General features: G+C 68.5%; 12 protein-coding genes and 1 pseudogene. 6 read left to right on the top strand and 7 right to left on the bottom strand.

Annotation, left to right across the window (positions count from 1 at the left end; all coding sequences use genetic code 11):
- Both PUT80_RS44020 and PUT80_RS44015 read right to left on the bottom strand, forming a co-directional pair.
- Positions 1-385 (bottom strand): annotated as a pseudogene (locus tag PUT80_RS44020) (hypothetical protein); the annotation flags it as partial.
- Between the two features lie 21 nt (positions 386-406).
- A complete protein-coding gene (locus tag PUT80_RS44015) occupies positions 407-892 on the bottom strand; it encodes a hypothetical protein (protein ID WP_275295681.1) in 486 nt (161 codons plus the stop codon).
- A gap of 877 nt (positions 893-1769) precedes the next feature.
- Here PUT80_RS44015 and PUT80_RS44010 point away from each other — a divergent pair.
- The 3 genes from PUT80_RS44010 (at position 1770) to PUT80_RS44000 (ending at position 14545) form a co-directional block, all read left to right on the top strand.
- Complete coding sequence (locus PUT80_RS44010) at positions 1770-12779, top strand: hypothetical protein (protein ID WP_275295680.1); 11010 nt, start codon at positions 1770-1772, stop codon at positions 12777-12779.
- Positions 12780-12822: 43 nt separating this feature from the next.
- Positions 12823-13326, top strand: a complete 504-nt coding sequence (locus tag PUT80_RS44005) for a type VII secretion system-associated protein (RefSeq protein ID WP_275295679.1) — start codon at positions 12823-12825, stop codon at positions 13324-13326.
- A 103-nt stretch (positions 13327-13429) separates the two neighbouring features.
- Positions 13430-14545, top strand: a complete 1116-nt coding sequence (locus tag PUT80_RS44000; RefSeq protein ID WP_275295678.1) for a hypothetical protein — start codon at positions 13430-13432, stop codon at positions 14543-14545.
- 802 nt (positions 14546-15347) lie between these two features.
- On the opposite strand, the gene PUT80_RS43995 is transcribed toward PUT80_RS44000, so the two are convergent.
- Complete coding sequence (locus tag PUT80_RS43995; protein WP_037812648.1) at positions 15348-16358, bottom strand: helix-turn-helix domain-containing protein; 1011 nt, start codon at positions 16356-16358, stop codon at positions 15348-15350.
- Between the two features lie 168 nt (positions 16359-16526).
- On the opposite strand from PUT80_RS43995, the gene PUT80_RS43990 reads away from it, so the two are divergent.
- On the top strand, positions 16527-18419 hold the full coding sequence (locus tag PUT80_RS43990) for a putative Ig domain-containing protein (RefSeq protein ID WP_275295677.1): 1893 nt from the start codon (positions 16527-16529) through the stop codon (positions 18417-18419).
- Between the two features lie 284 nt (positions 18420-18703).
- Here PUT80_RS43990 and PUT80_RS43985 read toward each other — a convergent pair whose 3' ends face one another.
- Genes PUT80_RS43985 through PUT80_RS43970 form a run of 4 tightly spaced genes read right to left on the bottom strand, consistent with a single transcriptional unit; the run spans position 18704 to position 21401 of the window.
- Positions 18704-19630, bottom strand: a complete 927-nt coding sequence (locus PUT80_RS43985) for a PfkB family carbohydrate kinase (protein ID WP_275295676.1) — start codon at positions 19628-19630, stop codon at positions 18704-18706.
- A complete protein-coding gene (locus tag PUT80_RS43980; protein ID WP_275295675.1) occupies positions 19623-19862 on the bottom strand; it encodes a hypothetical protein in 240 nt (79 codons plus the stop codon). The genes PUT80_RS43985 and PUT80_RS43980 overlap by 8 nt, the downstream gene beginning before the upstream one ends.
- A complete protein-coding gene (locus PUT80_RS43975; protein ID WP_275295674.1) occupies positions 19862-20617 on the bottom strand; it encodes a DMT family transporter in 756 nt (251 codons plus the stop codon). Before PUT80_RS43975 ends, PUT80_RS43980 begins: the two co-directional genes overlap by 1 nt.
- A 31-nt stretch (positions 20618-20648) precedes the next feature.
- On the bottom strand, positions 20649-21401 hold the full coding sequence (locus PUT80_RS43970; protein ID WP_275295673.1) for a glutamine amidotransferase: 753 nt from the start codon (positions 21399-21401) through the stop codon (positions 20649-20651).
- 111 nt (positions 21402-21512) lie between these two features.
- On the opposite strand from PUT80_RS43970, the gene PUT80_RS43965 reads away from it, so the two are divergent.
- Together PUT80_RS43965 and PUT80_RS43960 are read left to right on the top strand one after the other, a co-directional pair.
- A complete protein-coding gene (locus tag PUT80_RS43965) occupies positions 21513-22502 on the top strand; it encodes a LacI family DNA-binding transcriptional regulator (protein WP_037812660.1) in 990 nt (329 codons plus the stop codon).
- Positions 22499-23557 (top strand): M20/M25/M40 family metallo-hydrolase, encoded by a 1059-nt coding sequence (locus PUT80_RS43960; RefSeq protein ID WP_275295672.1) that lies wholly within the window; start codon positions 22499-22501, stop codon positions 23555-23557. The genes PUT80_RS43965 and PUT80_RS43960 overlap by 4 nt, the downstream gene beginning before the upstream one ends.
- Positions 23558-23771: the final 214 nt, after the last annotated feature.

The raw sequence follows: 23771 nt of genomic DNA, 5'->3' as shown, positions 1-23771 counted from the left end.
CCGATCTCACGCCGGACTCGGTCAAGACCGGGACCCCCACCCCGCCACCGTCCACAGCCACCCCCGCCGGGCCGCGAGACTCGACCCCCTCGACGGCGGATTCACCGGCCAACCCCGCCACCAGCCCATCACCGAGCGGCCACCCTGTCTCGCCGCCCGCGACCGGCGCCACCCACACGCCCACCCCGCACCACGACACCGGCCTCCCCGGCTTCGGCGGCCAGAACGCGTCCCCGCACTCCGTCACCGACACCAGCCAGGCGAACGGCTCTTCGAACCCGACGCCCCGCCCCGGTCCGGACACCGCCCCCGACCCGTCCGGCCACACCGGCCCGGTTCCCTCGACCAACGCTTCTTCAAGCTCGTCGCCCGGCCCGAACGTCACCGCCTCCCCGGCCCCGTCCGCTCAGCATGGCCCCGAGACGAACTCGTCACCTGACTCCGTCCGCACCCCGAACACCAGCCCGAGTTCCACCAGCACCAACCCGGACCCGGCGACCGCCCAGCAGACCAAGCCGGTGCCTCCGCCGACGTCAACCAGCGTCAAGGGCATCGACTCCACCCCAAGCCCCTCCCCGAAAACCACCGTCGACGGCTCGAACCCCGCAACCGAACCGAGCCCCGTCCGGACCTCGGTCACCGGCCCGACGACCGGCAACCTCAACCCGGCAACCAACCCGGGCTCCAGCACCGATCCGAACCCAGCCGCGAAACCCGTCTCGAGCCCTGCCCCCGGCCCGGAGCCGACGACCAAGCCGAGCCCCACCCCGGACCCGAGCCCCACCGCCGACCCGAGCGCCCACAGCAATCCGGCCACCAACCCCAGCCCAAGCCCGGCCCCCAGCCCGGATCTGGCAGCGAAGCCCAGCCCCGCCGCGGATCTGAATCTCACCCCGTCTCCCAACCCGAACGTCACTCCCAACCCGGGCACCGATTCGCATCCCGCCACTAACTCCGACCCATCTCCGGCGACCAAGCCCAGCCCCGCCACAAACCCGAACAACGCTGGCAACCTGGGCACCCGCACCAATCCCCATCCGGCCACCAACCCGAGCCCGACTGCACACCCGGACCCGGCCGCCAACCCGAGCCCGGCTACCCGGCCGGACCCGGCCAGCAATCCGAACCTGGCACCGTCTCCGGGCCCGAACCTGACCACCAACCCGGATCCGAAGACAGGCACTAACCCCGCTGCCGAACCCAGCTCGAGGCCGAACGCTCCCGGCAGTCCAAGCCCTGACCGCTCCGCCAATCCCACCGGTGACCCGGTCACCGATTCCAGCCCGAACCCGCCTGCGAAGCCAGCTTCCGAACCGAAGCCGTCCGCCAACCCGGCGCCGGCCGTGAATCCGCGCGCAGCCACATCACCGAAACCCGGCTCGAATTCCACCAGCTCTGCGCAGCCCCAGCCGACTCCGGACGACGCCAACAACAACCAACCGCCGAACCCGGCGAAGCCGATCGGCACGAAGCCCACTCCGGCCCCGCGCTCCCGCGACAACACCACGCCGCGCCGGGACCTTCACACTCCAGTCGCGTCACCCAAGAGGCCCGCGGCAACACCCGAGAGCCCCAACCTCCACACCCCAGTCGCAGCGCCCAAAAAGCCCGCGACAACACCCCAAAGCAGCAACCTCCACACCCCAGTCGCAGCACCGAAAAAGCCGACCCCCGCCACCGGCCCGGGGCCGAATGCCGGCAAGCAGCCGCCTATCACCGGCGGCAAGGGCGACTTCGCTCAGCACCTCAAGAACTTCAAGTTCACCGTCGTGCACGAAACCGGCATCATCGGCAACCTCGGCACTCGCAACGAGAACAACCAGGACAGCATCGGCGTCGTGGCCACCGTCGCCGCGACTCCGGACGACAATCTCCAGACCATCGCCGAAAAGTACGCAGGCGGGTTCACCGGGAACTCCGCCGACGGACGGTTCGGCCTGGTCATCGGGATCAACGGCACACCAGGCTCGGAACAAGCGATCAACCAGAAAATCCAGCAATTCCAGAATACCTGGGACAACCGCTTCCCGGTAGCGATTATCGGATTCACTTGGAAACACCCGAGCAACCCGAACATCGACCAGAAGACCATCCCGTACGGCGGCATCCGCGAAACGATGGTCCGGAATCCGGTCACCGAACAGCTCGTCGGGCAAATCCGCGAAGCGGGCGGGACCAACGAGGTCTACCTGCACACCGGCGACGCCGACGTCCACTCCTTCAACACCCGCACCGGGCCGCTGTTCGACGCGGTCAATACCGTGGTCCAGCAGAACCCCGAAGGGCCGCCCGAGGTGATCAGCGGCGGGTACAACGTCCGGCCCGAGGACGGGGATCTCGCGAATCGCGCGGCGCAACTGGATCTCGACGTCCGGCAGGCGCTCGCCGGGGTCGATTCTCGGGCGGTTTACTTCCCGGAGCCGAACACTTTTGTCCGGATGGAGGGCAACAGGCTCGAGAACGACGCGACTTTTGGCACCAAGAATCCGAACACGGGGAATTTCGATTACGGAGCCAAAGAAGGCCAGGGTCTGGTCGATTCAGTGCTGTCGCAACGCAATCCGAGCTGGCAATACAGCGACCATCCGACGGCGATCGCGAAGTTCTCGTCCGATCTTGCCATCCAGACCAACGGCACCCGGATCGCGAGCAAGGTCGGCACCGATCCGAACGGGATCACCGCACTGACTCAAAGCCACGCCAACGAAACGACGTGGTCCGACCTCCTCGGCCACTATCTCGGCAACCACACGACGCTCGATCCCAATCTGGCGAAGATCGCCGCGAAAGCCGCGTTCCACGGGATCACTCCGAGCGGGCCGAATCCGAACCGGCCGGAGGTGTTTTCCGAGGTTGTCGCGAATCTGCCCAAGAACGAGCGCATGTCGCTGGTCAAAGGCATGAAGGAGAACGTCGAGGACGGCAAGAAGCTCGCCGACCTGACGCTCGCCACCCGGCAAGCGCTGGTCGACAATCTCAGCGGCAATCGTCCGGCGAACACGCAGACTCCCGCTGCTGCACCCAAAAACAACGGGCAGGCAAAGGAAACGCCGAAGCCGAACCCGAAGACGCTGCCCGGGCCGAAGGATTGGAACGGTCGTCGCGACACTGCGCCGGTCACGCGGTTTTCCTCGGAGCGGTTCGATCCGATCAAGAAGATCGCCGGGCAATTCACCGGAAACCGCGACGGGCTCAAGGGTGGGCAGCTCGCCGGGGCGATGGCGCACATCAGGTTCGACGTGCGGCGGTTCGAGATCGCACCGGGCCAGTGGGTGCGCGAGCACACCATTCCGATCGACCTGACCTCGCATTCCGGGTCGGTCACGCCGCAGCAGCGAGAGCAATTCGTCCAGGACCTGCGGCAGCATCTCGAGGACTGGGTCAACCAGTCGTCCCGGCTGCCCGGCGGCGACCAGTTGCATCTCCGGCTCGACGTCCGCGTCGCCGACGACATCCACCCGGACGACACCGGCTGGCAGGCCGATCCCAGCCGCCGGATCCCGGTGAACCTGCATGATTCCACTGTGGACCCCGACACCCCGGACACGAACCAGCTCAACTGGGACGTCCACGACTCGCCCTTCGGCGTCACGCACGAGCTGATGCACTTCATCGGCCTCGGCGACGGCTACAAGAACGACGAAATGCTCTTCAACCGCCAGGACCAGCCTGGCGTAATGGGGCCGGACGCGTGGCACGATTCGCGGCTCAACCCGGGCAACCTCGCGCAGATCGAGCAGGTCTCGAACACCGCGAACATCCGCGACCACCACCTCGGCGACGCCCCCGCGCCGAACCCGACGCCGCACCAGGACGACCACCGCTCGGAGCCGGATCCGGACGGCAGGCCGAACCTGCACACCCCTATCAAGGCCCCGCAACCCGACAGCCAAACACCGAACCAGGACCACGCTCAGCCCGGGCCAGACCACAACGCCCCCACGAACACAGCGGAGCAAAACCAGAACCAGCAGGACGCCGTACTCGTAGCGGACGAGCAATCCGAGGAGGAGCCCGACACCCGTCCCCTCGCCGACCGGCTGCCCGAGTTCGTCCGCGACGGCAAAGCGCTCGGCTCCGTGGTCCCGGTCGACGTCCGCGGCGCCAAGGACGTCGGCACGAGTATCGAAAACCTGATCCAGCGCCTCAACCCGAAGCAGCAGAACCCGCCGCAAATACACGGCATCGACGCAATTACCGGCTCCCTGTCCGGTCCTGAATTCGAGTCCTTTATGGGCGACGGCCGCAAGCAAATGGTGCGCGCCGGCGAGAAATGGTACGAGGTGCACGTCACCGCGGAGCCGGACTTCAGCTCCGTCAACGCCGACCAGATCACGAAACTCCCGCAACCGACCATCGGCGACGTCAAGAACGAGGTCAAGACCACCCACGCAAGCCCGAACACCGACACCACCGCGAAGGTCGTCGGATCCTCGTACTTCGCATTGTTCCCGGCCGGGCCGTACGCGTCCGTCGGCGGCACCGCGCAGCTCGCCAGCCCGTCCGCGGAACACACCGGCACCACGACCGGGACCGACCAGCGGGTGATCCGCACCGCGGGCGACATGCAACGGGCCGACGCTCCGGTCACCTACCGCATCACGGTCCGCAACGAAACCGGCGGCCTGGTTGGCTCCACAGTGGACGGACAAGTTGGACTCGTCCTCTCCACCGACCTGTCCAACCTGAAGCAGGAACCAACGGTCGGGCCCGCGGAGCCGAAGCCGGACTGGGCCAAGAAGATCGAATTCCTTTCGCCGGAAGCGGTCGACTTCGACGAGAACGCGCTCTTCGATCAGGTGAGCAAGAACCTGCATCCGTCGGTGACCAAATTCGGCGCCCCGGGCCGTACCTCGTTGCGGGAATTCCTCAGCCGCGGCGGGGTGCGCAGCATGCTCGGCACCGCGATGCAGGGCAGTCCGGTGGTGTCGAACGACCTGCTCAGCCCGCACGGTGCCCACCGTGACGCGGTACAGCTGGCGGCGCGGCCGACGAAGGTCGAATACCTCGGCACAATCCCTGGCGACAGCGAACTGCGCTTCAACGATTCCTCGGTAAACGGCGGAAGCACCACCGTCTCGTCGAAATACGGCGGCGAGGTCAATGCGATCTTCGGCGGCGGTTCCTATGTACCTGGGACGGTCGGCGGCGTCGGCGGGGTCAGCGGCAGTTATTCCCGGAAAGTCAACCAACAGTCCACAAGCGGCACTAGCTTCACCAACAAGTCCACAGTGAACGCGAAGGGCGACATCGGCCTGTACAAGGTCACCGTCGACCTCGAGGTCACCACCTCAACCGGGGAAACGACCACGATCCAAGCCACTTCGTACACGCGAATGGGCTTGCCCGAGGCGAAAGCCCAGGGACTTCCGGTACCGAAGAACACCTCGCCGAAGTTCAAGGACGTCGGCGCGCGCTACGAACCGCCCTATCTCGCGGCGGCCATGGCGGCGGGCACGGCGCGGCCCGGATCGTTCGAACCGGCGACCCGCGTCCAGCCGCAGATCGAAAACGCGCTGCGGAACCTGCCTGGTGCGGACAAGTTCCTGCCCCGCTGGGACAAATTCCAGGGCGACAACCAGGGCTCCAGCCGGGACATCTCCGAGCGGTTCGCGAACCTGCGGAAGATCGCCTCCACGTTCTCGGTCGCCTCGCTGCGGGGCAAAATGGACAGTCTGTTCACGCAAGGCGTTTCAGCGCAGTTGAAGCGGCGCGGGCTGTTCACCGACGAGTACATCAACGTCACGGTGAAGGCGAAGCCGGGACCTGGCCGTCACCTCGGTCAGGCGGACGGCCGCTCGGTCAAGAACAGCAACGAAACCAGCCCCTCGCTGACCAGCGCGACCACCACCGAACGAGGCTGGTCGGTCGGGCTCGAAGGCCGCGTGATCATTCCGGGCGCCAGTGCCGGCGCGAACCTCGGCATCAGCCCGACCGTCAGCCCGCTGCAGTACTCGGACAACCGGACCTGGAAGAACTCCGGCGGCCCGACGGTGACCACGACGACCGGCAAGGGCGGCAGCCCGGATTCGCAGGTCTTCGAGCACGACGTCGAGTTCGAGGTCGAGATCACCAGCTACACCCGCCACCGGCCGTGGGTGCGGCGGCTGACGCCCGGCTCGCCGTTCCGGGTCACGCCGAAGGTGTCCACAGTGGCCAAAACCGGCGATCCCGGCCTGCCGAAGATCGACGGCAAAGTCGACTTGTGGATCAACGACGGGGCCGCGCTCACCAAGGATCCGGCCGAATTCAAGCCGGGCGAGCCGGGCGTCGTCTCGATGTCGCCGAACGAAACCCCGAGCATCGACGACCTGCTGACCCAGCAGCAGAACCAGACGCCGCCGAAGTTCCTGCACGTGGAAGCGTTTGCGAACACCGAGGCGCTGCGGGACGAGGCGCTGCGCCAGCTCCAGCGCGCGGCCGGCGGCGACGCGGTGCTCGGCCTGCCGGGCAGCGAAGCGCGCGCCCGCGTGGACCGGATGTTCTCCCCGGAAAACTTCCGCGGCCTCACGCCGAAGCTGCTCAAACAGGGCGGTACCGCGAACGGATTCCGCTACGACCGCCGCGTCGCGGACCGAGTCGGCGGCCTCGGCGTGGGCGTCTCGCTGAGCAATCCGAAGCTCGTCGCGGTTTCGGAAACCGGCGGCGGCGACCGGACGTTTTCCGGCGGCTCGAAAGCCAGTTACGAAGGCACGCACAAGCAATCCGTCGAAGCCAACGTGCAACTCGGCCTCACCATCCGGCCGCCGGGCAGCGACACCCACGGCCAGGGCCAGTTCTTCGGCACCGCGAAATGGAGCCCGTGGCAGCGCAGCTCCGGTTCGTCCCAGGAGATCACCGCGAGCATCGACCACACCAACCGGTCCTCTTCGGACAGTCGCACCGTGCTGGTGCAGTACGATTCGAACGTCCGGCTGATCGCGGAAAGCCGCCAGGAAGGCCTGGTCAACGGATCGATCTCGCGCGCGGGCGCGAACGTTCATCTGCCAGGTTCGGTCTTCGTGGCGATGACCGAGGACGAGGCACGCGCGGAAGGGTTGCTGCCGCCGGTCGAACCGCGCACCCCGGCGCCCGGAAAACTTTCGGCTCCGCCGCTGGTAGGCGGCAAGTCCAGTTCGCTCGGCTCGGCGGTGCTGGAAGACGCGCCCAACCTGACGAAGCTGGTGCAGGACGCCCGGCAACAGCTCGGCAAACTCGGCGACAGGCTCCTGCCGAAATCGGTACTGAACGATTCGATGAACAACCTCCAGCGGACGCTCGACACCGCGTCCCCAGAAGCGGTCACGTCCCTTGTGGACAGTGCGCTCGACGGCGGCGTGTCCTTGCTGGCACAAGACGCGGGCGTGCTCTGGACCGACAATTACCAATTGCAGCTCAAAGCGAAGATCCTCGACACGCAGTTCCTGGGCGTGAAGCACGACGGCAGCGAGGTCGACCACGTCGTCAACTCGACTCAGACGGACAAAAAGAATTCCGGCCACGGCTCGTCCTACGGTGGGCAAGTACGAGGCGCGGGCCGCGGTCTGTTCCAGGACAGCCAGCCCAAGGTCAGCGGCTACGACGGCGCGTACCTGGGCGCTACCGGGACGCGCGCGAAGACCGACCAGACCGTCGAGGCCAAGACCACGACCACCGCGTTGACCTCCTCCTCGAGCGGACCGTCGGCGAGGTATCAGCACCAGGTCCAGTTCGAGCTGGTCGTCGCCCGGGACGGGCGCACCTACCCGGTCGCTTCGCAGGAGGCGACCGTGACGTCGCGGTCGTCCGCGGACGACCACCGGATCTCCGGCGACGAGCAGTACCACACCAAACTGTACGGATCGCGGACGACCGAACTCAGCGCCGCGGAGTCCACTCCGGACCGTCTCCAAGCGTGGCAGCAGGAAGGTTTCGGCCCCCTGCCGAAGTCTTCGACCGTGGAAGGGATCCGCGGCGCCGCGGACGTGCGGGCCGGCGCCATCCGCGCGCTGCGGCTCGCCGGCGCGGGCAACGGCCTCACCGGGCCCGGCACCGGCGCGCACAACACGCTCTCGTCTTCAATCACCAACGAAACGCTGCAAGCGCATCTGCCGAACATGGTCGGCAAACCGTTCGCGACCCCGGATCTGCATTCCTCCGCGGTAACCGGCAGCAGCCACGCCTCGGTGAAGGTCTACACCCGCGTGGTGAAACCGGATCTGACCGGACTGAGCGATTCGGTCAAATTGGAGCGTTCGGACCAATCCGGATCCACTTTCACCGGCGAGGCCAAGGAAACGGTCACCGGCGAACAGCAGGGCAATATCGGCACCGGCGGCATCACCGACCCGGGCCGGAACACGCATGCCTGGGGCGGGCTCGACGTGCGCGGCCCGGTCGGGCAAAGCGATCCGACGTCCAGCACCGCCGCGGCGCAGCGGTCCGTCGTCGGCAAGGACAAGGGCCGGACCGGGCTGGTCGGGTTCGACGTCGAGTACCGGATCGTCGCGACGGTCGACGGCAAGACCGCGGCGGTCGAGGTGCGGGTGCCGCAGTCGTCGCGGACGCGGATGAGCGAAACGGACCTGGAACAGTCGCTCGGCCAGCCCTTGCCGGAGACGCTCACCTCGGCGCAGGACGCGGTGAAGAAAGCCGCCGAGGATTGGCGCACGGCGGAAGAGGAACTCGAAAAGGCGCAGCGCGACTACGACGATGCGTGGCTGTCCGAAAACGACAACGTCCGCACTACGACCGACGGCGCACGCGGGCTGCACCTCCCGGTCGACGGCAATCCCGTGCAGCAAATGCGGCAATCCGTGCAGACGGCGCAAAACGAAGCTCGTGACGTGGGCCAAGCCTTGCGCGCGGGCAATGACGAGATCACCCGGCTCAACGAACTCGACGAGCAGCTTCTGTCGCTGGCTCTCGGCGAGGAACCGGGTTCTGTCGAGCAAAGCGATCTGGTCGCGAGGGCCTGGGACGCGCAACGGCAGGTCCAGCAGATCCGGAACGAGCAGGCGAACCTGGTCCAGCAGCGGCAGGCCGCGCAGGACCGCGCCGCGGAAATCCTGGCTGTGCTGGACGAGTACCGCAACAATCACACCGACCACTCGGCGCGGCAGGACGACGCGGCCAACCGGATCCAGGAAGCCCGCGACAAAGCCGACGAGGCGCTGCGGAAATGGTGGCAGGCCAAGTCCGATGTGGACAGCCAGATCAACGCGCACACCTGGCCGCGTCCGGCGGAGAACACTGTCGAAGAACATCACGAAGGCACTGTTGAAGCGAATGACACAGTGTCCGGTTTGGACACTGACACCGACCGGCCGTACAGCTTCGACCCGCACGACATTCAGGTACGCCAGATCACCGATGGCTCCGGCCGGGTTCGTGCTGTCTCGTTCCTCCCGGCGAACGAGCACACCGAAAGCGTCGAACGAGACTGGGTAGCCAACAATTCCGGTACGGTCAGCACCCTTCCGGAAGGCGCGACGCCGGAAAAGTTCGATCCGCTTCTGAAGCAGGCCAACGCGAACGGGGCCACGCCGGAACTGTCCGGCCGCCGGTTCGGCGAGTGGGCCGACCACACCGCGGCGCCGTGGGACGACGACTCCCTCTTCGTTTTCGCCCACGGACGCGAACAGTCGGTCAAGGTGACTTTGCTGGGCGGCAAGACTGTGCGAGTCGACGGCGATACGTTCGCCCGGATCGTCGCGCAGGCCGCTCCGCTGGCGCAGTCCCATTCGGTCACGCTCATCGCGTGCAGCACCGGCCAGACCGAGGGACCAGGCGGCCTGGCCCACGACTTCCAGCGAGCACTCAGCGAACTCGGAGGTCCGTCCACAGTGCACGCGCCGACCAAGCCTGCGTTGTTCGGCCGGGATTCGGCAACGCTCGGCAAGGCCATCGGCGCTAAGGACGGCTTCACCACAGTCACCGACGGCGGTCATTTCCGCACCTTCGGCGATTCTCCAGTCCAGTCCACAACAGACAGTGCGCCGCCCGTCGAGGAAGCCCGCTACTCCTCGCCCGAGGATCTCGTGGCAGACCTTCGGCAGACCGCGGTCAACGGTCCGGCGCCGGCGCCGTTGCTGGGACCAGACCTGTTCGGCCTGTACCGCGCCCCGGAACCGCCGGAATTCCTGCGCGGACACGACTTCCGGCCCCTCACCGCCGGACAGGGCATCAGCTTCCTGGACCTGCTGGACCTCGCCAAGGGCTACCAGCTGAGCAGCGAACACTTCGATCCCGCCAACCTGGACGACAATCGCGACTGGACCCTCGAGAAGGAACGACCGGAAGAGAAACTGTCCGCTTGGGCGCCGGGCAACGTCGAACCGCTCGCCAAGACGACGTCCACCCCCTTGCTGATGCACTCGATCTGGCTGGGCGGACCGCTCAAGGACACCGGCACCATGCACGCCTTCCGCCGCAACTTCGGCGACGCGGCGGACCGGCTCGGCGACGGCATCGTCCCCGTACTGTGGACGGACGTCCCGCGCTGGCAAACCGAACTGGCTCTGACCACCACCGCCCCGGAGGAGGGCCCGGATCCGCTGCACGACGTCCGGGACCTGCTGCGCTGGGCCAGCGAGCACCGCGTCCAACTGGTCAATGTGGACGAGGTGTTCACCAGCGAGCATCCCATGCGGACACAGGAGTTCTATCTGTCCGAAGTGGCCAAACAGACCGGTCCGGGTTTCGCAGCGGCGAGCGACATCCTGCGGCTGGAGCTGATGCACCGGTTCGGCGGTCTCTACACCGACGGCGACAATGTCGTGCACGGCCTGGACGACGTCGTCCGCGCCGCTGAGTCCGACGCCGGTTACGCGGTGCACCGGGTCGGCGGGAACATCGCGAACTCGGCGTTCACCATGTCGAAAGGACACCCGTTCGCCGCGTCCTATTTGGACCAGCTGCGGGACAACTACGGGCAGACGCAAGCGAATCTGATGCCGCGCGAGGTGGACTCGCTCGGCCAGGGATTCTTCGCCACGCCGATGGGCCGGGTGCACCGGCAGTCGGTGATGTACCGTTCCGGCCCGGTCGCGATGACCGAAACGGCCCGGCGGATCGGCCTGAGTTCCGCGCTCGAACTCCCGGGCATGACGGAGATCCGGATGAACAGCGACCACAGCTGGCTCCTGCCGCCGCAGGGCGATCCGGCCCCGCTGGCGGACCGGTTCGAGACGCTGGAGCTGACCCAGCGCGTGATCCAAACGCTGGTGCGCGGCCTGCACAACCGGGACGGCGACCTGCATCTGACCGCGGTCGAACCCGCGGTGCGCCGGCACGCCGACCCAGATCTGGTGTGGCACGCCGCGTTGTCCTATATCGCGGCGAACCCGGAGCTGTCCGCCCTCGTCCGCACCGTGACCGACCGCAGCAGTTACACCGGCAAGGTGCACGACGTTTCGCTCCCGCCCGCTGCCCGCGCGCTGCTGACCGTCGACGACAGCCGCGTGCACTACCACCTCGGCGAGGTCCAGCGCGGCGCGACGATGCAAGCCGCAGACGCCGTCCTGGTGGCAGATACGCCGCTGGATAACCTGATCTCCCGCCTGCGTTCGACGGACGGCCCAGTCCCGCCGGTCGAGGTCACCGGAACCGGACCGAACGGCCGAGCACACGCCACCGCCGCGGCGCGCGAATTCGCCGGGAAGCTCGCCGACGCCTTGGGTTCCGACGTGCTGGACCGCGTCCCGGTGAAGATCCGAGTGTCCGAGGGGGACGGTCAAGTCAGGATCGCTTTCGGCCCGGGTATGTCGACTGGCACGCCAACGCCGAGGGTTTTCCGCGGCCTGGACGACTCCCCCGCACCCGCGACACCTCGGCCATGGACACCTGACGGCCGTACCGTGGGGGTCCACTACGGACCGTCCGATGTGTCCGTCCCTAATGGATCGTCCTTCTTGACCACTGACGCAACAGCGATCCGAAACTTCACCGAACAGTTGCGTACTGATGGCACAGACCGTCCAGCCGACGCCGTCCGGCTGCCCGCGGGCGAACACCCGACTGCGGACCGTTTGCTCAGCGGCACCCCCGACGCGGATCTGATGATCGAAGAACTGGTACGCACCGCCACGCACCGCTGGTGGTTCCGTCCGACGCCGCCGGCCGGGCCGATCCCGCTGAGCGACCGGGACGGCACCGCCAAACTGCTCGGCTGGGTCCTCGCGGAACTCGGCCGCGGCGAATCGGCGGCCGCCCTCGCCGAGGACGTCGCGCGGCACGAACGACCGGACCTGATCTGGACCGCCGCCCGCGAACTCGCCGCGCTGTCCCCGCGACACACCGACCTGGCCGAGCAGCACGCCGTCCTCCATCTGCACGGCGTGACCGACACCTTGCTGGGCAAGCCGGACGCCGCCGGAGTGCTCTCCAACCTCGCCCAAGCGACCCGAGACGGCGCGGACGTCACCCGAATCGCGGAGGCAGTCGAGGTCCTGGAACGGCACGGCACCCTGGACGCCGTCCTGAGCGCCCCCGGCGGCCGGACCTTGCTGCTCGAAGAACTCACCCGGCTCGCCGACCGCCCGAACCCCGACGGTTACGCCCGAGACCTGGCCGCTGTCGTCCGGAAACTGGCCGCGGAGGATCTGTCCGCGGCTGCGTTCCGCACTGCGCTGCGGGATGCCCTCGACGGCCCGAGGACGCGACCGAGGCCGCACCGGCTGAGCGTCGTCGGGCTGGGCTGGCTGGACCGTTGGCATACGGCCGCGGCCATCCGCCGGTACCAGGCGGAGGAACGCGCGGCGTCCGCTCGCCAGGCCGCTGAACTGGCCGAACTGGCGGAAGGAAGTCCCAGCCATGAGTGAAGCCCGCCCGGTAGATTCATCGGACGCGAAGGAGGCGCCAGCGATGTCCGAGGACCAGTGGGTGCTGCTGGTCGACCCAGCGTGGACGGCCGACGGCAGCGAGGCCCCGCCGCCGGAGGCCGTGGTCGGCGGCTGGCTCGCGCGCGAGGACGGGTCCGTCAGCCGCTTCGAGCCCAACCCGTCCTACGAACCGTCCGCGGAAGACTCCCCGACCGACCCGCTGGACGCCGTGCTCCGCCTGACCGCGCGCGGCGAGGCGGACTTCGACCAACTCGCCACCGTCTTCCGCGAATCGGCCTTCGCGGTCGCTGTGGACACCGATGAGTCTCCGCTCGTCGCGCCGTCGCCGGACAACATCCCTTGCCTGCTCGTCACGACCGCCCCGGCGCACCGCCGCCGAGTACGCGCCGCCGGTTGGCGTCCGGCTGGTCCTGTTGATCTGCTCCGTTTGCTGAACGACTACGACGGGGTTGATCTGCTGCTCAATCCTGGTGCGCCGGGGTGCCTTCGGCTGCTGGCTGACAGCGTGCGGGAGATCATGGGCTGACCAGAACTGGTTCACCCGCTCGGGTTCCCGCCGGGGCCCCGGTTTTTGTCGGTGGTGCGCGCGATGATGTGCCGGACAGCAGCCGACTTGGGGAGGAACGGCGATGAGAGTGTTGATGAGCGGCGAGGTCAGAGTCGAGTACGGACAGCTCTATGTGCGGACCTGGCCGGATCTGCCGGGGTTTTCCGAATGCTTCGGCGGGCAGCGAAACGGTCTGTGCGGTGCGGCAGTGCCGGGCGCGCTGTCACTGGTCACCGGACTGAGCCACGGCTACGTCCGCTTCCGGGCGGAACTGCACGACGAGGCCCCGCCCGTGGACGAAACATGGGAAGACATCGTCGAGGCGCCGTTCCGGCCGCGGGGCGAAACCGCACTGGTCGGCTTGAACGGCGAGAAACCCTGGCCGCTCGATCTTCCGGCCACCGGATATCGGGTCCGCTACAGCGGCAGCCGGATGGACGAGGCGCACCGGCTGGGCATCCCGGAGGGCGAGGAGTTCGAGCCTGACCGCTATCTGCTGCAGTTCTGGCCGGGTCCGCCGGAACCGGACCGGGTGATCAAACAGACCAGCGCGGCGGCCGCCTACTGGCATGGGGTCGCCAGGGAAACACCGCCGCCCCAGACTCCGGAGGAGAAAGCCGAAACCCGGCGCCGCGCCCGGCGGCAACGAGAACAAGCCACCGCGGAAGCGCGCCTCGAAGCCGAGATACGGGAGTGGGGCGGAAGCCTGCCGATCGAACGGCTGCGTCAATTGCGGGGCCACGCGCTGAGTGTGGCGAAGCTGGACCGGCCGTTGGCCGACGCGCTCGCGGAGAGGGACCCGGCGATCCAGCGGCAGGTCGCCCGGTGGACAGTCAGGCGCGCGTACGCCGAGGCGCAGCTGACCGAGGTCGAGTGGATAGTCCCCGCGCTGGCGGCAATGGAGCGGGGGGACCCGCTGCCACCGCCCTTCGACGACGACCGGCAAGCGTGGAACGTACTGCTCACTGACGAACGGGTCCCGCGCACGTTGGCCACGTCGCCGGACGGAAGGAACGACAACTGCCTGCAGCAAGCGATGGCTTTTCCGGCGCTGTTCTCCGCTCGGGAACCGGACCCGCTCGCCGCGGCCTTCGAGGCGCTCTGGTCAGCCGCGGTGGCTTTCGGCTATGGACGGCACGGCGTGCTGTTCGCGGAGCTACGGCAGGCCTTCCCGGCGCTCGCGGACGGAGAGGGGTGAGCTGCGTCTGCCAGACGTCGGCCGGGTGCTGGTGATTCGCGCCGAGGGGCCGCTGCTTGAGCGGGAAAACTGTTCGGCGGCAATCGCATCGGTGTAATCAGGGCGCGTTCCGATCGGAGCGGGACCGGCCGTGGCGAGGCAAGGTGCCGGGCTGGCTGTCCGCCGAAAGCCAGCCGGTTGCAAGTCGCTGTGCGGGGCGCGTCGAACGCGGTTCGCCGCCCGCACGCGCCAACCGGCTTCCCAGCACGCCGACCGCGCGCAATCTTGCTGCCATTCAACCCGAAAGCCAGTCGTTGCGGACCGTGTGCAGAGCGAGCCGGAAACGGTTCACCGCCCGCACGGGCCGACTGGCTCCCCAGCACGCCAACCGCACGCCACCTTGGCGTCCATTCAACCCGACCCGAAAGCCCGCCCTTGCGGACCGCGCGCGAGCCGAAAACGGTTCACCGCACACACGCACCAACCGGCTCCCCAACACGCCAACCGCACGCCACCTTGGCGTCCATTCAACCCGACCCGAAAGCCCGCCCTTGCGGACCGCGAGCGACCCGAAAACGGTTCACCGCACACACGCACCAACCGGCTCCCCAGCACGCCAACCGCGCGCTACCTCGGCGTCCATTCAGCCCAACCGAGACCACACCGACGAAGCACGGAGGAGACCAACCGAAAACCATCCGTTGCGGGTGCGTGCAAGGCGAGCCGAAGGCGGTTCACCCTGCACACGAGCCGCCCGGCTCACCAATACACCGAACCGCGCAGCCGATCGCGTCCGCTCAGCCCCACCCGGAACCAACCCAGCTCACAACGGCACCGACCGTACCGGCGAAGCACCAGGCTGGCTGTCCACCGAAAGCCAGTCGTTCCGCGTCGCGTGCAGGGCGAGCTGGAACCGGTTCGCCGCGCCCGTGCGAGCCATCAGGTTCTCGAGGTACCGGAACATCGTCCGCCTGCTCACGCCGAGCACCCGGGCGACCTGGTCGTCGGTGAGGCCGGCTGCGAGCAATGCCAGCAGCCGTCGTTCGCTGGGGCGGATCTCCGGGCCGGAGGTGTCGTCGGCGAGGCCTAGCGGCAGCGCGACTTGCCAGCACATGTCGAACAAGCCGGCCAGTGCGTCGAACAGGCCGCACGAGCGGATGAGGAGGACAGTGCGGTCCGCGCCGGACAGGGCTGCGCAGTCGTCGACGATCAGCAGTTTCACTGGGACCTCGGGCAGCACCCGGGCCTCCTCGCCGCGTTTGCCGCAGGGCAGGATGTTTTCCTCGACGTACTCAGGGCGTTCCAGCGCGAGCCGCCCATAGACGGCGCGGTAGCGGACGCCGCGGGCCAGGTTCTCGAGTTCGATCTCGTTGGCGTCCGCGTCGGCGTAGTACGGCGGCGAGTCCAGGCCGCGGACCTCCTTCCGCGCCGCTCGTTCCAGTTGCTGCACCCGTTCGGCGGCAGTGGTTCCGCTGACCACCTCGATCATCGAGTCGGCGTCGTAACGCACCGCATGTCTTCGGTACTGCTCGTACAGCCGGGTCATCGCCGCGCGAGCTCCGGCCAACTCTGCCTCGCGTTGCCTGCTCAGCACTTCCAGCACCGGTTCCGGGCGCAGTGCGGACATCGGCGAACCGGGGCCGTCGACCGGGCCGGCCAGTCCGATCCCGGCGAGCACGGTCAGCACGCGGCGCACTTCGCCGGGGTCGCGGCCGGTCTCGTGCGCTAGCCGATCAGGCGGAACCGGTCCCGACGAAAGTAGGTCGAGATAGATTTCTGCTTCGTCCGCTTTGAGCCCGAGCGTCAGGAGATGGCCGATTGCTTCGGGAACCATTCGGAGGCACCTCCACCGGGCTTGCCGACACCATTGCGCCACTGGCACCAGCGCGTCACCGCCAGGGCTGAACGAACTGTAGACAACGGGGCACCGAATGGCCCGACGCCGTTCGCAGGAAATTCCCTGGGAGGGATCGTGTCCCGTTCAGCCCGAAGAATCCTTGCCATGGCCGGTTTCGCGGCCTTGGCCTTGACCGCCCCGGCCCTGCCCGCCGTGGCCGCGCCCGCCGCGGCGCATCCGACCGCCCGCGTCTGCGCCGAGAAGACGAAGCCCGGCATGGTCACGTGTTTCGCCGAACGCCAGACCGACACCATGCGCGCGCTGCTCTCCCCCGGCGCGCTGCCCAGCGGGTTCGGCCCCGCGGACCTGCGCTCCGCCTACAACCTCACCGCCGCGGGCAGCGCCTCGGCGACGGTGGCCATCGTCGACTCCAACGACGACCCGAACGCTGAATCGGACCTCGCGAGCTACCGCTCCACTTACGGGCTCCCGCCCTGCACCACCGCGAACGGCTGTTTCAAGAAAGTCAACGAAAACGGGCAAACCAGTCCGCTTCCGTCCGCCGATTCGGGCTGGGCGGGCGAAATCTCGCTCGACGTCGACATGGTTTCGGCGATCTGCCCGAATTGCCACATTCTGCTCGTCGAAGCGAACCAGCCGAGCATGGCCGATCTCGGCACCGCGGTGAACACCGCCGTGTCGATGGGCGCGAAGTACGTCTCGAACAGCTACGGCGGCGGCGAGGACGGCTCCGAACCCTCCTCCGACTCGAGCTACTTCCACCACCCCGGCGTCGCGATCACCGCGAGCACCGGCGACAACGGCTACGGCATCAGCTACCCGGCCTCGTCGCAGTACGTGACCGCGGTCGGCGGCACCTCGCTGACCCGCAACAGCAGCGCCCGCGGCTGGGGCGAAACCGCGTGGAGCGGCGCGGGCAGCGGCTGCTCGGGCTACGTGACCAAGCCCGCCTTCCAGAACGTGACGACCGCTTGCAGCAAGCGCGCGGTCGCCGACGTCTCGGCGGTGGCCGACCCGCAGACCGGCGTCGCGGTGTACCAGACCTACGGCGGCAGCGGCTGGGCCGTGTACGGCGGCACCAGCGCGTCCGCCCCGATCATCGCCTCGGTCTACGCCCTCGCCGGCACGCCCGGCGCGTCCGACACCCCCGCCGCCTACCCGTACTCGCACACCGGCAACCTCAACGACGTGACCTCCGGCAGCAACGGCAGCTGCTCGTCCTCGGTGCAGTGCAAGGCCGGCCCGGGCTGGGACGGCCCGACCGGTCTCGGCACCCCGAACGGCACCGCGGCCTTCACCGCGGGCACCCCGAGCGGCGGCGTCACGGCGAACAACCCGGGCAGCCAGAACGGCGTCGTCGGCACCGCGGCGAAACTGCAGCTCTCCGCGTCCGGCGGCAGCGGCGGCTACACCTGGACCGCTACCGGCCTGCCCGCCGGACTGTCGATCAGCTCCGGCGGCCTGATCTCCGGCACGCCGACCACCGCGGGCACGTACTCGGTGACCGCGACCGCCAAGGACTCCTCCGGCGACACCGGTTCCACCACGTTCAGCTGGACGATCGCCCCGACCGGCGGCGGCACCTGCTCCGGCCAGAAGCTGGGCAACCCCGGCTTCGAGAACGGCACCAGCCCGTGGACCGCGACCAGCGGAGTCGTCAGCACGTCGTCCAACGGCGAACCCCCGCACAGCGGCAGCTACCTCGCCTACCTCGACGGCTACGGCAGCGCGCACACCGACACGGTCTCCCAGTCGGTGACCATCCCCTCGGGCTGCCACGCGACGCTGAGCTACTACCTGCACGTCGACACCGCCGAGACGACCACCTCGACGGCGTACGACAAGCTCACCGTCAAGGCTGGGTCGACCACGCTCGCCACGTACTCGAACCTGAACCAGGCGAACGGATACCAGCTGCGCACCGTTGACATGTCGGCGTACGCCGGCCAGACGGTGACGCTCACCTTCACCGGCACCGAAGACTCGAGCCTGCAGACGTCCTTCTGCCTCGACGACACGGCGCTGACCGTGAGCTGACCCTGCACCGGAGGAAGGCCGTCCCGCACGCGGGGCGGCCTTTCCTTGCGGGGCAAGGAACTTCCGCCTCGCGCGGGTGCGGAATGCCTCAGCCGGGCTCGGCGGCAAGCGCATCAAGCAGGATGCCGCCCGGTCACGCGCCGAGCACCGCGCGGCCCTCGGCATCCATCGGCGACCGGTTCAGCATGGCCACACCGTCGCCGTTGATCATTGCCACACCGTTGCCGTAGAACGAATCCGAGGCCACTCACCGGCAACTGCTTCCCGGCCAGGAAGCCGCAGCGTCACACCTCGACCACCTCCGCCAGAGTCGGCAGCGAAGGATGCGCCCCATGCCGCGTCACCACGACCGCGGCTACTTTCGCTGCGAAACCACAGGCCGCCACCACATCCTCGGTCGTCGGCTCACCGGGGATCTCGGCGAGTCGCGCAGCAAGCGCCCCGACAAACGAATCTCCCGCGGCCGTGGTGTCGACCGCCCGGACCGCAACGGCAGCGACATGCGCGGACGACGACGCGTCGAGCACCGCGCACCCCTCCGCCCCCAGCGTCACGATCACCCAGCGGCAGCCCGTCGCGAACAGGTCAGCGCTGCCGCGTTGCAACCCGTTGCTGTCGAAGGGATCTTGGCCGGTGAGCTGCCGGAACTCGATTTCGTTCGACACCACCACATCGCTGAACGGCAGCAGCTTCCCGGCCACGTCGGCGGCGGGCGCGGTGTTGAGCACCGTCAGCACCCCGCGTGCGCGAGCAGCCGCGAACGCCCGTTCCGTCGCGTCGGCCGCCGCCTCCAACTGGCCTACCGCGACTCGAAGTCCTGGCATCGCGTCGATCGCCGCTTCGGCCGCTGCTGCGGGGATGTCGGCGTTCGCCCCGGCCACGACGACGATCGAGTTGACGCCCTCCGCGTCGACGGTGATCGCGGCCCGGCCGGTGGGCAGCGGCGACCTTCGCACGTGGGTGACGTCCGCGCCCTCGGCGACGAGGGCTTTCAGGTACTCGTCGCCGTCCTCGTCCTGGCCGACGCATCCGATCACCGCGACGTCCGCGCCGAGCCGGGCGGCGGCGACGGCTTGGTTGAGCCGCCGAGTGGAGGCGTAGGAGGGTTCGGCGACGGCGGAGGACAGGTCGTTGAAGAGGTGCTCGTGCGGCAGCACCAGCCCGAGGTCCGCCGCCTCGACCGCACCGAGGACGCCGCGCACCTCAGCCACGATGCACCTCGGCGGGCTGGGCGAGGACCGCCGGTTCGGCCGTGTGCCGGGACGGAATCATCGCGATCGCCGCGGCCGCCAGTGCCACGAGCGCGCCGAGGACGGTGACCAGGTGCAGGCTGGACCCCGCCGCGGGAGCGACGACCTCGAGCAGCAGCGACCCGATGAGCTGGCCGGCCGTGGAGGCCAGCCCCAGCAGCAGCAGGCCCAATCCGCGCACCAGCAAGGCCATCAGCGCGATCGACAACAGGCCGAGCGGCCGCCGAAGTACATCCACCACGTGCCCGGCAACGCGAAGTGCGCGCCCGAAGCCGCCATCCGCACGACGTACACGAGGCCGAGCGCCACGAAGCCGATGAGGAAGTTCCAGGTGATGGAGATGAACATCGAGCCGGACAGCAAGCCGATCTCGGAGTTGCCCGCGGGCTGCCAGCCGGCGAGCAGGCCGCCGACGAACGGCATGATCGCCAGCGCGATCATGTGCGGGGCCGACCAGTTCGGGGACACGACCAGCACCGTGGCGCAGATGGCGAGGATCGACCCGGCGATGCGCGGCGCGCTCATCGCCTGCTTGAACGGGACGCCGATGCCGAGCCGGTCGCACACCACGCCGGAGATGACCATGCCGGAGATCAGCGAGGTCTGGAAGATCGCCACGCCGAGGAAGCCCACCGTCACGCCTTCGGAGAGCACGATCACCGCGCCGCACAGGCCCGCGAAGAAGTTCCACCGCGGGATCTCGCCGCGTACGAGCTGACCCGGCAGCCGGAAGAACGCGGCGCGCGTCCGGGCCCGCGCCAGCACGATGACCAGCATCAGCACCAGGCCGGTGCCGAAGGACACCAGCGCGGCGGCGTGCCCGTCGCCGAGTTCGGTGCCGAGATGTCCGTTGACCAGCGACTGCAACGGGCCGAGCATGCCGGCGAAGACGGTCGCGATCGTCAGCACGACGACCGAGGTCGCGCGCCGGGTGGGTGACGTACTCATCGAATCCTCCTTGATCCCGAGTGCGCGCGGCTCAGCTGTCGCGTCCGGCGAGCCAGGTCAGCGCCTGGGCGAAGAGCTTGCGGTAGCCGTCCCAGCTCATGAACTCCTCCGGAGCCCAGTGCGGGGAGATGTCCGAGGTGAACGCGAGGGTGCGGCCCTCGCCGAACCGCCGCGCGGCCAGCATGACGTCGCCCTCGACGGTGGCGAGCAGTTCGGCGTCCGGCTTCAGCGTGGTGTGCTGGTAGCCCAGCAGGATCGGCCATTCCTGATCGAGACCGGCGACCACCGGGTGGCCGGACTGCACGACCTGGGCGCGGACGCCCTCCGGGGTCTCGACGCGGTCGTCGAACGGGTCGATGTCGACCGGGAGGATCTCCTCGATCGGCGTCCGGTGGTAGTTGGCCTTGCCCTCGAAACCCTGGAAGCTCAGGTAGCCGCCCGCCATCATCAGGCCGCCGCCGCCCCGGACCCACTCGCGCAGCAGCTTGAGCCGGTTGGGCGTCGGGCGGCCGCGGGTGAACGTGTCCGGGTGCAGCAGCAGCGTGTTGGAGCCGACGTCGGAGAGCAGCACGACGTCGTAGGCCCCGAGTTCCTCCAGCGTCTGCGGGAACTTCTCGGCCACGTCGTGCGAACGCAGGTGAGTCACCTCGACCCCTTCCGCCGCCAGCACCGCCAGCAGCCGCTCGCACCCGATCTCCACCTGCGTGTGCGCGAACGGGTTGTATCCCTTGTGGTCGATCGTCGCACTGACCCACGACTCCCCGGCTAGCAGGACCTTGACCATCGACGACTCCTTCGGGCGAAAGCTTTAGCGTGTGTTGCGCAACATAGCGCAACAAGGCCAATATAGGATGCGGTTGCAGTCGCCGTCAACGCTCGAACGGGGAGGAGCCGGATGTCGCTGGCGAAGGTGGCCCGAGAGGCCGGGGTGGCGGTGTCGACGGTGTCGAGGTACGTCCGGGGCGAGCTCAACGTCGCCTCCGAGACGGCCCGGCGCATCGATGCCGCACTGTCCGCCGAAGGGCATCCGCCCGTCCAGAAACAGGTGACCGGGCTCAGCCTCGGCCTGGTGGTCCCGTCGCTGGACAACCCGTATTTCTCCACGCTGGCGGACGCGGTGGCCGACGCCGCCGCGACGGACGGCATCGACGTGTTCACCGCCCTCACCGGCTCGTCGCCGTCTCGGGAGCGCGCCAGCGTCGAGCGCCTGATGCGGGTGCCGGACGTGGGCGGGCTGATTTATTTGGGGATGAACAGCACCAACGAGGCCTTCGCGGGCCGGCTGGCGGGCGATTTCCCGGTGGTCTTCCTCGACAAGTACGTCGAAGCCGCCGGACCGAGGATCGCGCACATCACCGCGAACAGCTTCGGCGGCGCGTACCAGGCGACCACCCACCTGATCTCCCAGGGCCACCGGCGCATCGCCCACGTCGGCGGCCCGGCCGGGCTGCGGACGGCCGACCAGCGCGAGGCCGGGTACCGCGCGGCGCTGAAGGCGCACGGGATCGAGGCCGACGAGGCGATGATCGTGCGCGGCACGTTCAGTTCGGCGTTCGGCATGAACTTCTTCGCGCACATGGCGCGAGCCGGCGCGGAGCCGACCGCGGTGTTCACCGCCAGCGACATCGCCGCGGTAGGCCTGCTCGAAGCCGCCCGCCGCGCCGGGGTCGCGGTGCCAGGGGACCTGTCGGTGATCGGCTGCGACGGCATCACCCTCGGCGAATGGACCTCGCCGCGCCTGACGACCGTTGCGCAACCGACCGAGCAGATGGCCCGCAAAGCAGTCGACGAGATCACCCGCCTCGCGGCCGGGGACAGCCCCGCCGACCACGTGCTCTCGATGCAGCTAGTCGTCCGCGAATCGACCCGGGAGTACTCCGCATGACCGACGACGCCCTTGACCTGCTGCGCGACCTCGTGCGCCAAGACACCACCTCCGGCAGCAACGCCGCACAGGCCGCCGCCCAGGAACTGGCGACCTCCTACGCCACGGCTATTGCGGGCGTACGCGTGCTGCAACGTTCCACCACCGGCCGCCCGTGGGTACTGCTCGGCACCGGATCGGGCAGCGGGCCACTGTTCGTATGCCACATCGACACCGTCCCGGTCGGCTCCCCCGATCTGTGGGACCGCACCCCGTTCTCCGCGGACACCGACGAGAAGTACCTGCACGGCCGAGGCAGCGTCGACATGAAGGGCGGCCTGGTAGCCGCCCTGGAAGCGTTGCGCACCGCCGCGGAAGCCGGTGCCGACGCACAAGTCCTGATCACGAGCGACGAAGAAATCGGCTGCCGCGGCGCGGCGGAGGCCGCAAGCTCGCTGGAGCTGACGCCGCAGATCGTCGTAGTACCCGAGGCAACGCAAAACCGCGTCTCGCTCGGCCATCGCGGAGCCACGTGGCTGCGCCTCGCCGCGTCCGGCAAAGCCGCTCACGGGTCCACACCGCACCTCGGCCGCAACGCGATCCAACTACTCGCCGACCGGGCCCTGGGTGCGCTCGACTCGTTTCCGCTGTCCACTGAGGACTATCTGGGCAAGGAGACCGTCAACGTCGGCACCTTCGAGGGCGGAACCGCGACGAATATCGTTCCCGCTGCGGCAGTTCTGACGCTGGACGTGCGCACCGTAGACGGAGGAGCGCCCGCGATCGCCTGGGCGTCTTCGCTCGATCCGGCAATCAGTACCGAGGTGGATCTCGACCTGCCCGCCGTCCGGACCCCACGCCTGCCGGACGCGCTCTCCGACCAAGTCACCGCTCCAGCCGCCACCTACTTCACCGACGCCTCAGCATTGGCCGGATCGGTGGCCGGAGCCCCGATCGTGATCTGGGGACCAGGAGACCCACGCGAAATGCACGCAGCGAACGAAAAACTGGAACTGGATTCCTGGCAAGAGGCGTTGCGCAACTATCAAGAACTGGTACTTTCCGCCGCACGGTGACCCCACAGTCCAATATGGACTGAGACCCCCGCCCCTGGGTCCCCCAACCAGCTACGCCCCCGCACCGATGCACCCAACGAGCGAGGCACCCAGCCCCTCCCCCGCACCCCGATACGAAGCTCTCCTGCGGTCTGGGGTGGCTTGTCAAGGCATCTTTCCCGCCTTGACAAGCCACCCCAGACCGTCAGCACAATCAAGCTTCGGGGTGCCCCAC

This window comes from Amycolatopsis sp. La24 (assembly GCF_029087445.1).
In the GTDB taxonomy this organism is placed as follows: Bacteria; Actinomycetota; Actinomycetes; order Mycobacteriales; family Pseudonocardiaceae; genus Amycolatopsis; species Amycolatopsis nivea.
Note: the sequence above shows the minus strand (reverse complement) of the source record. Positions and strands in the feature narration are given on the sequence as shown.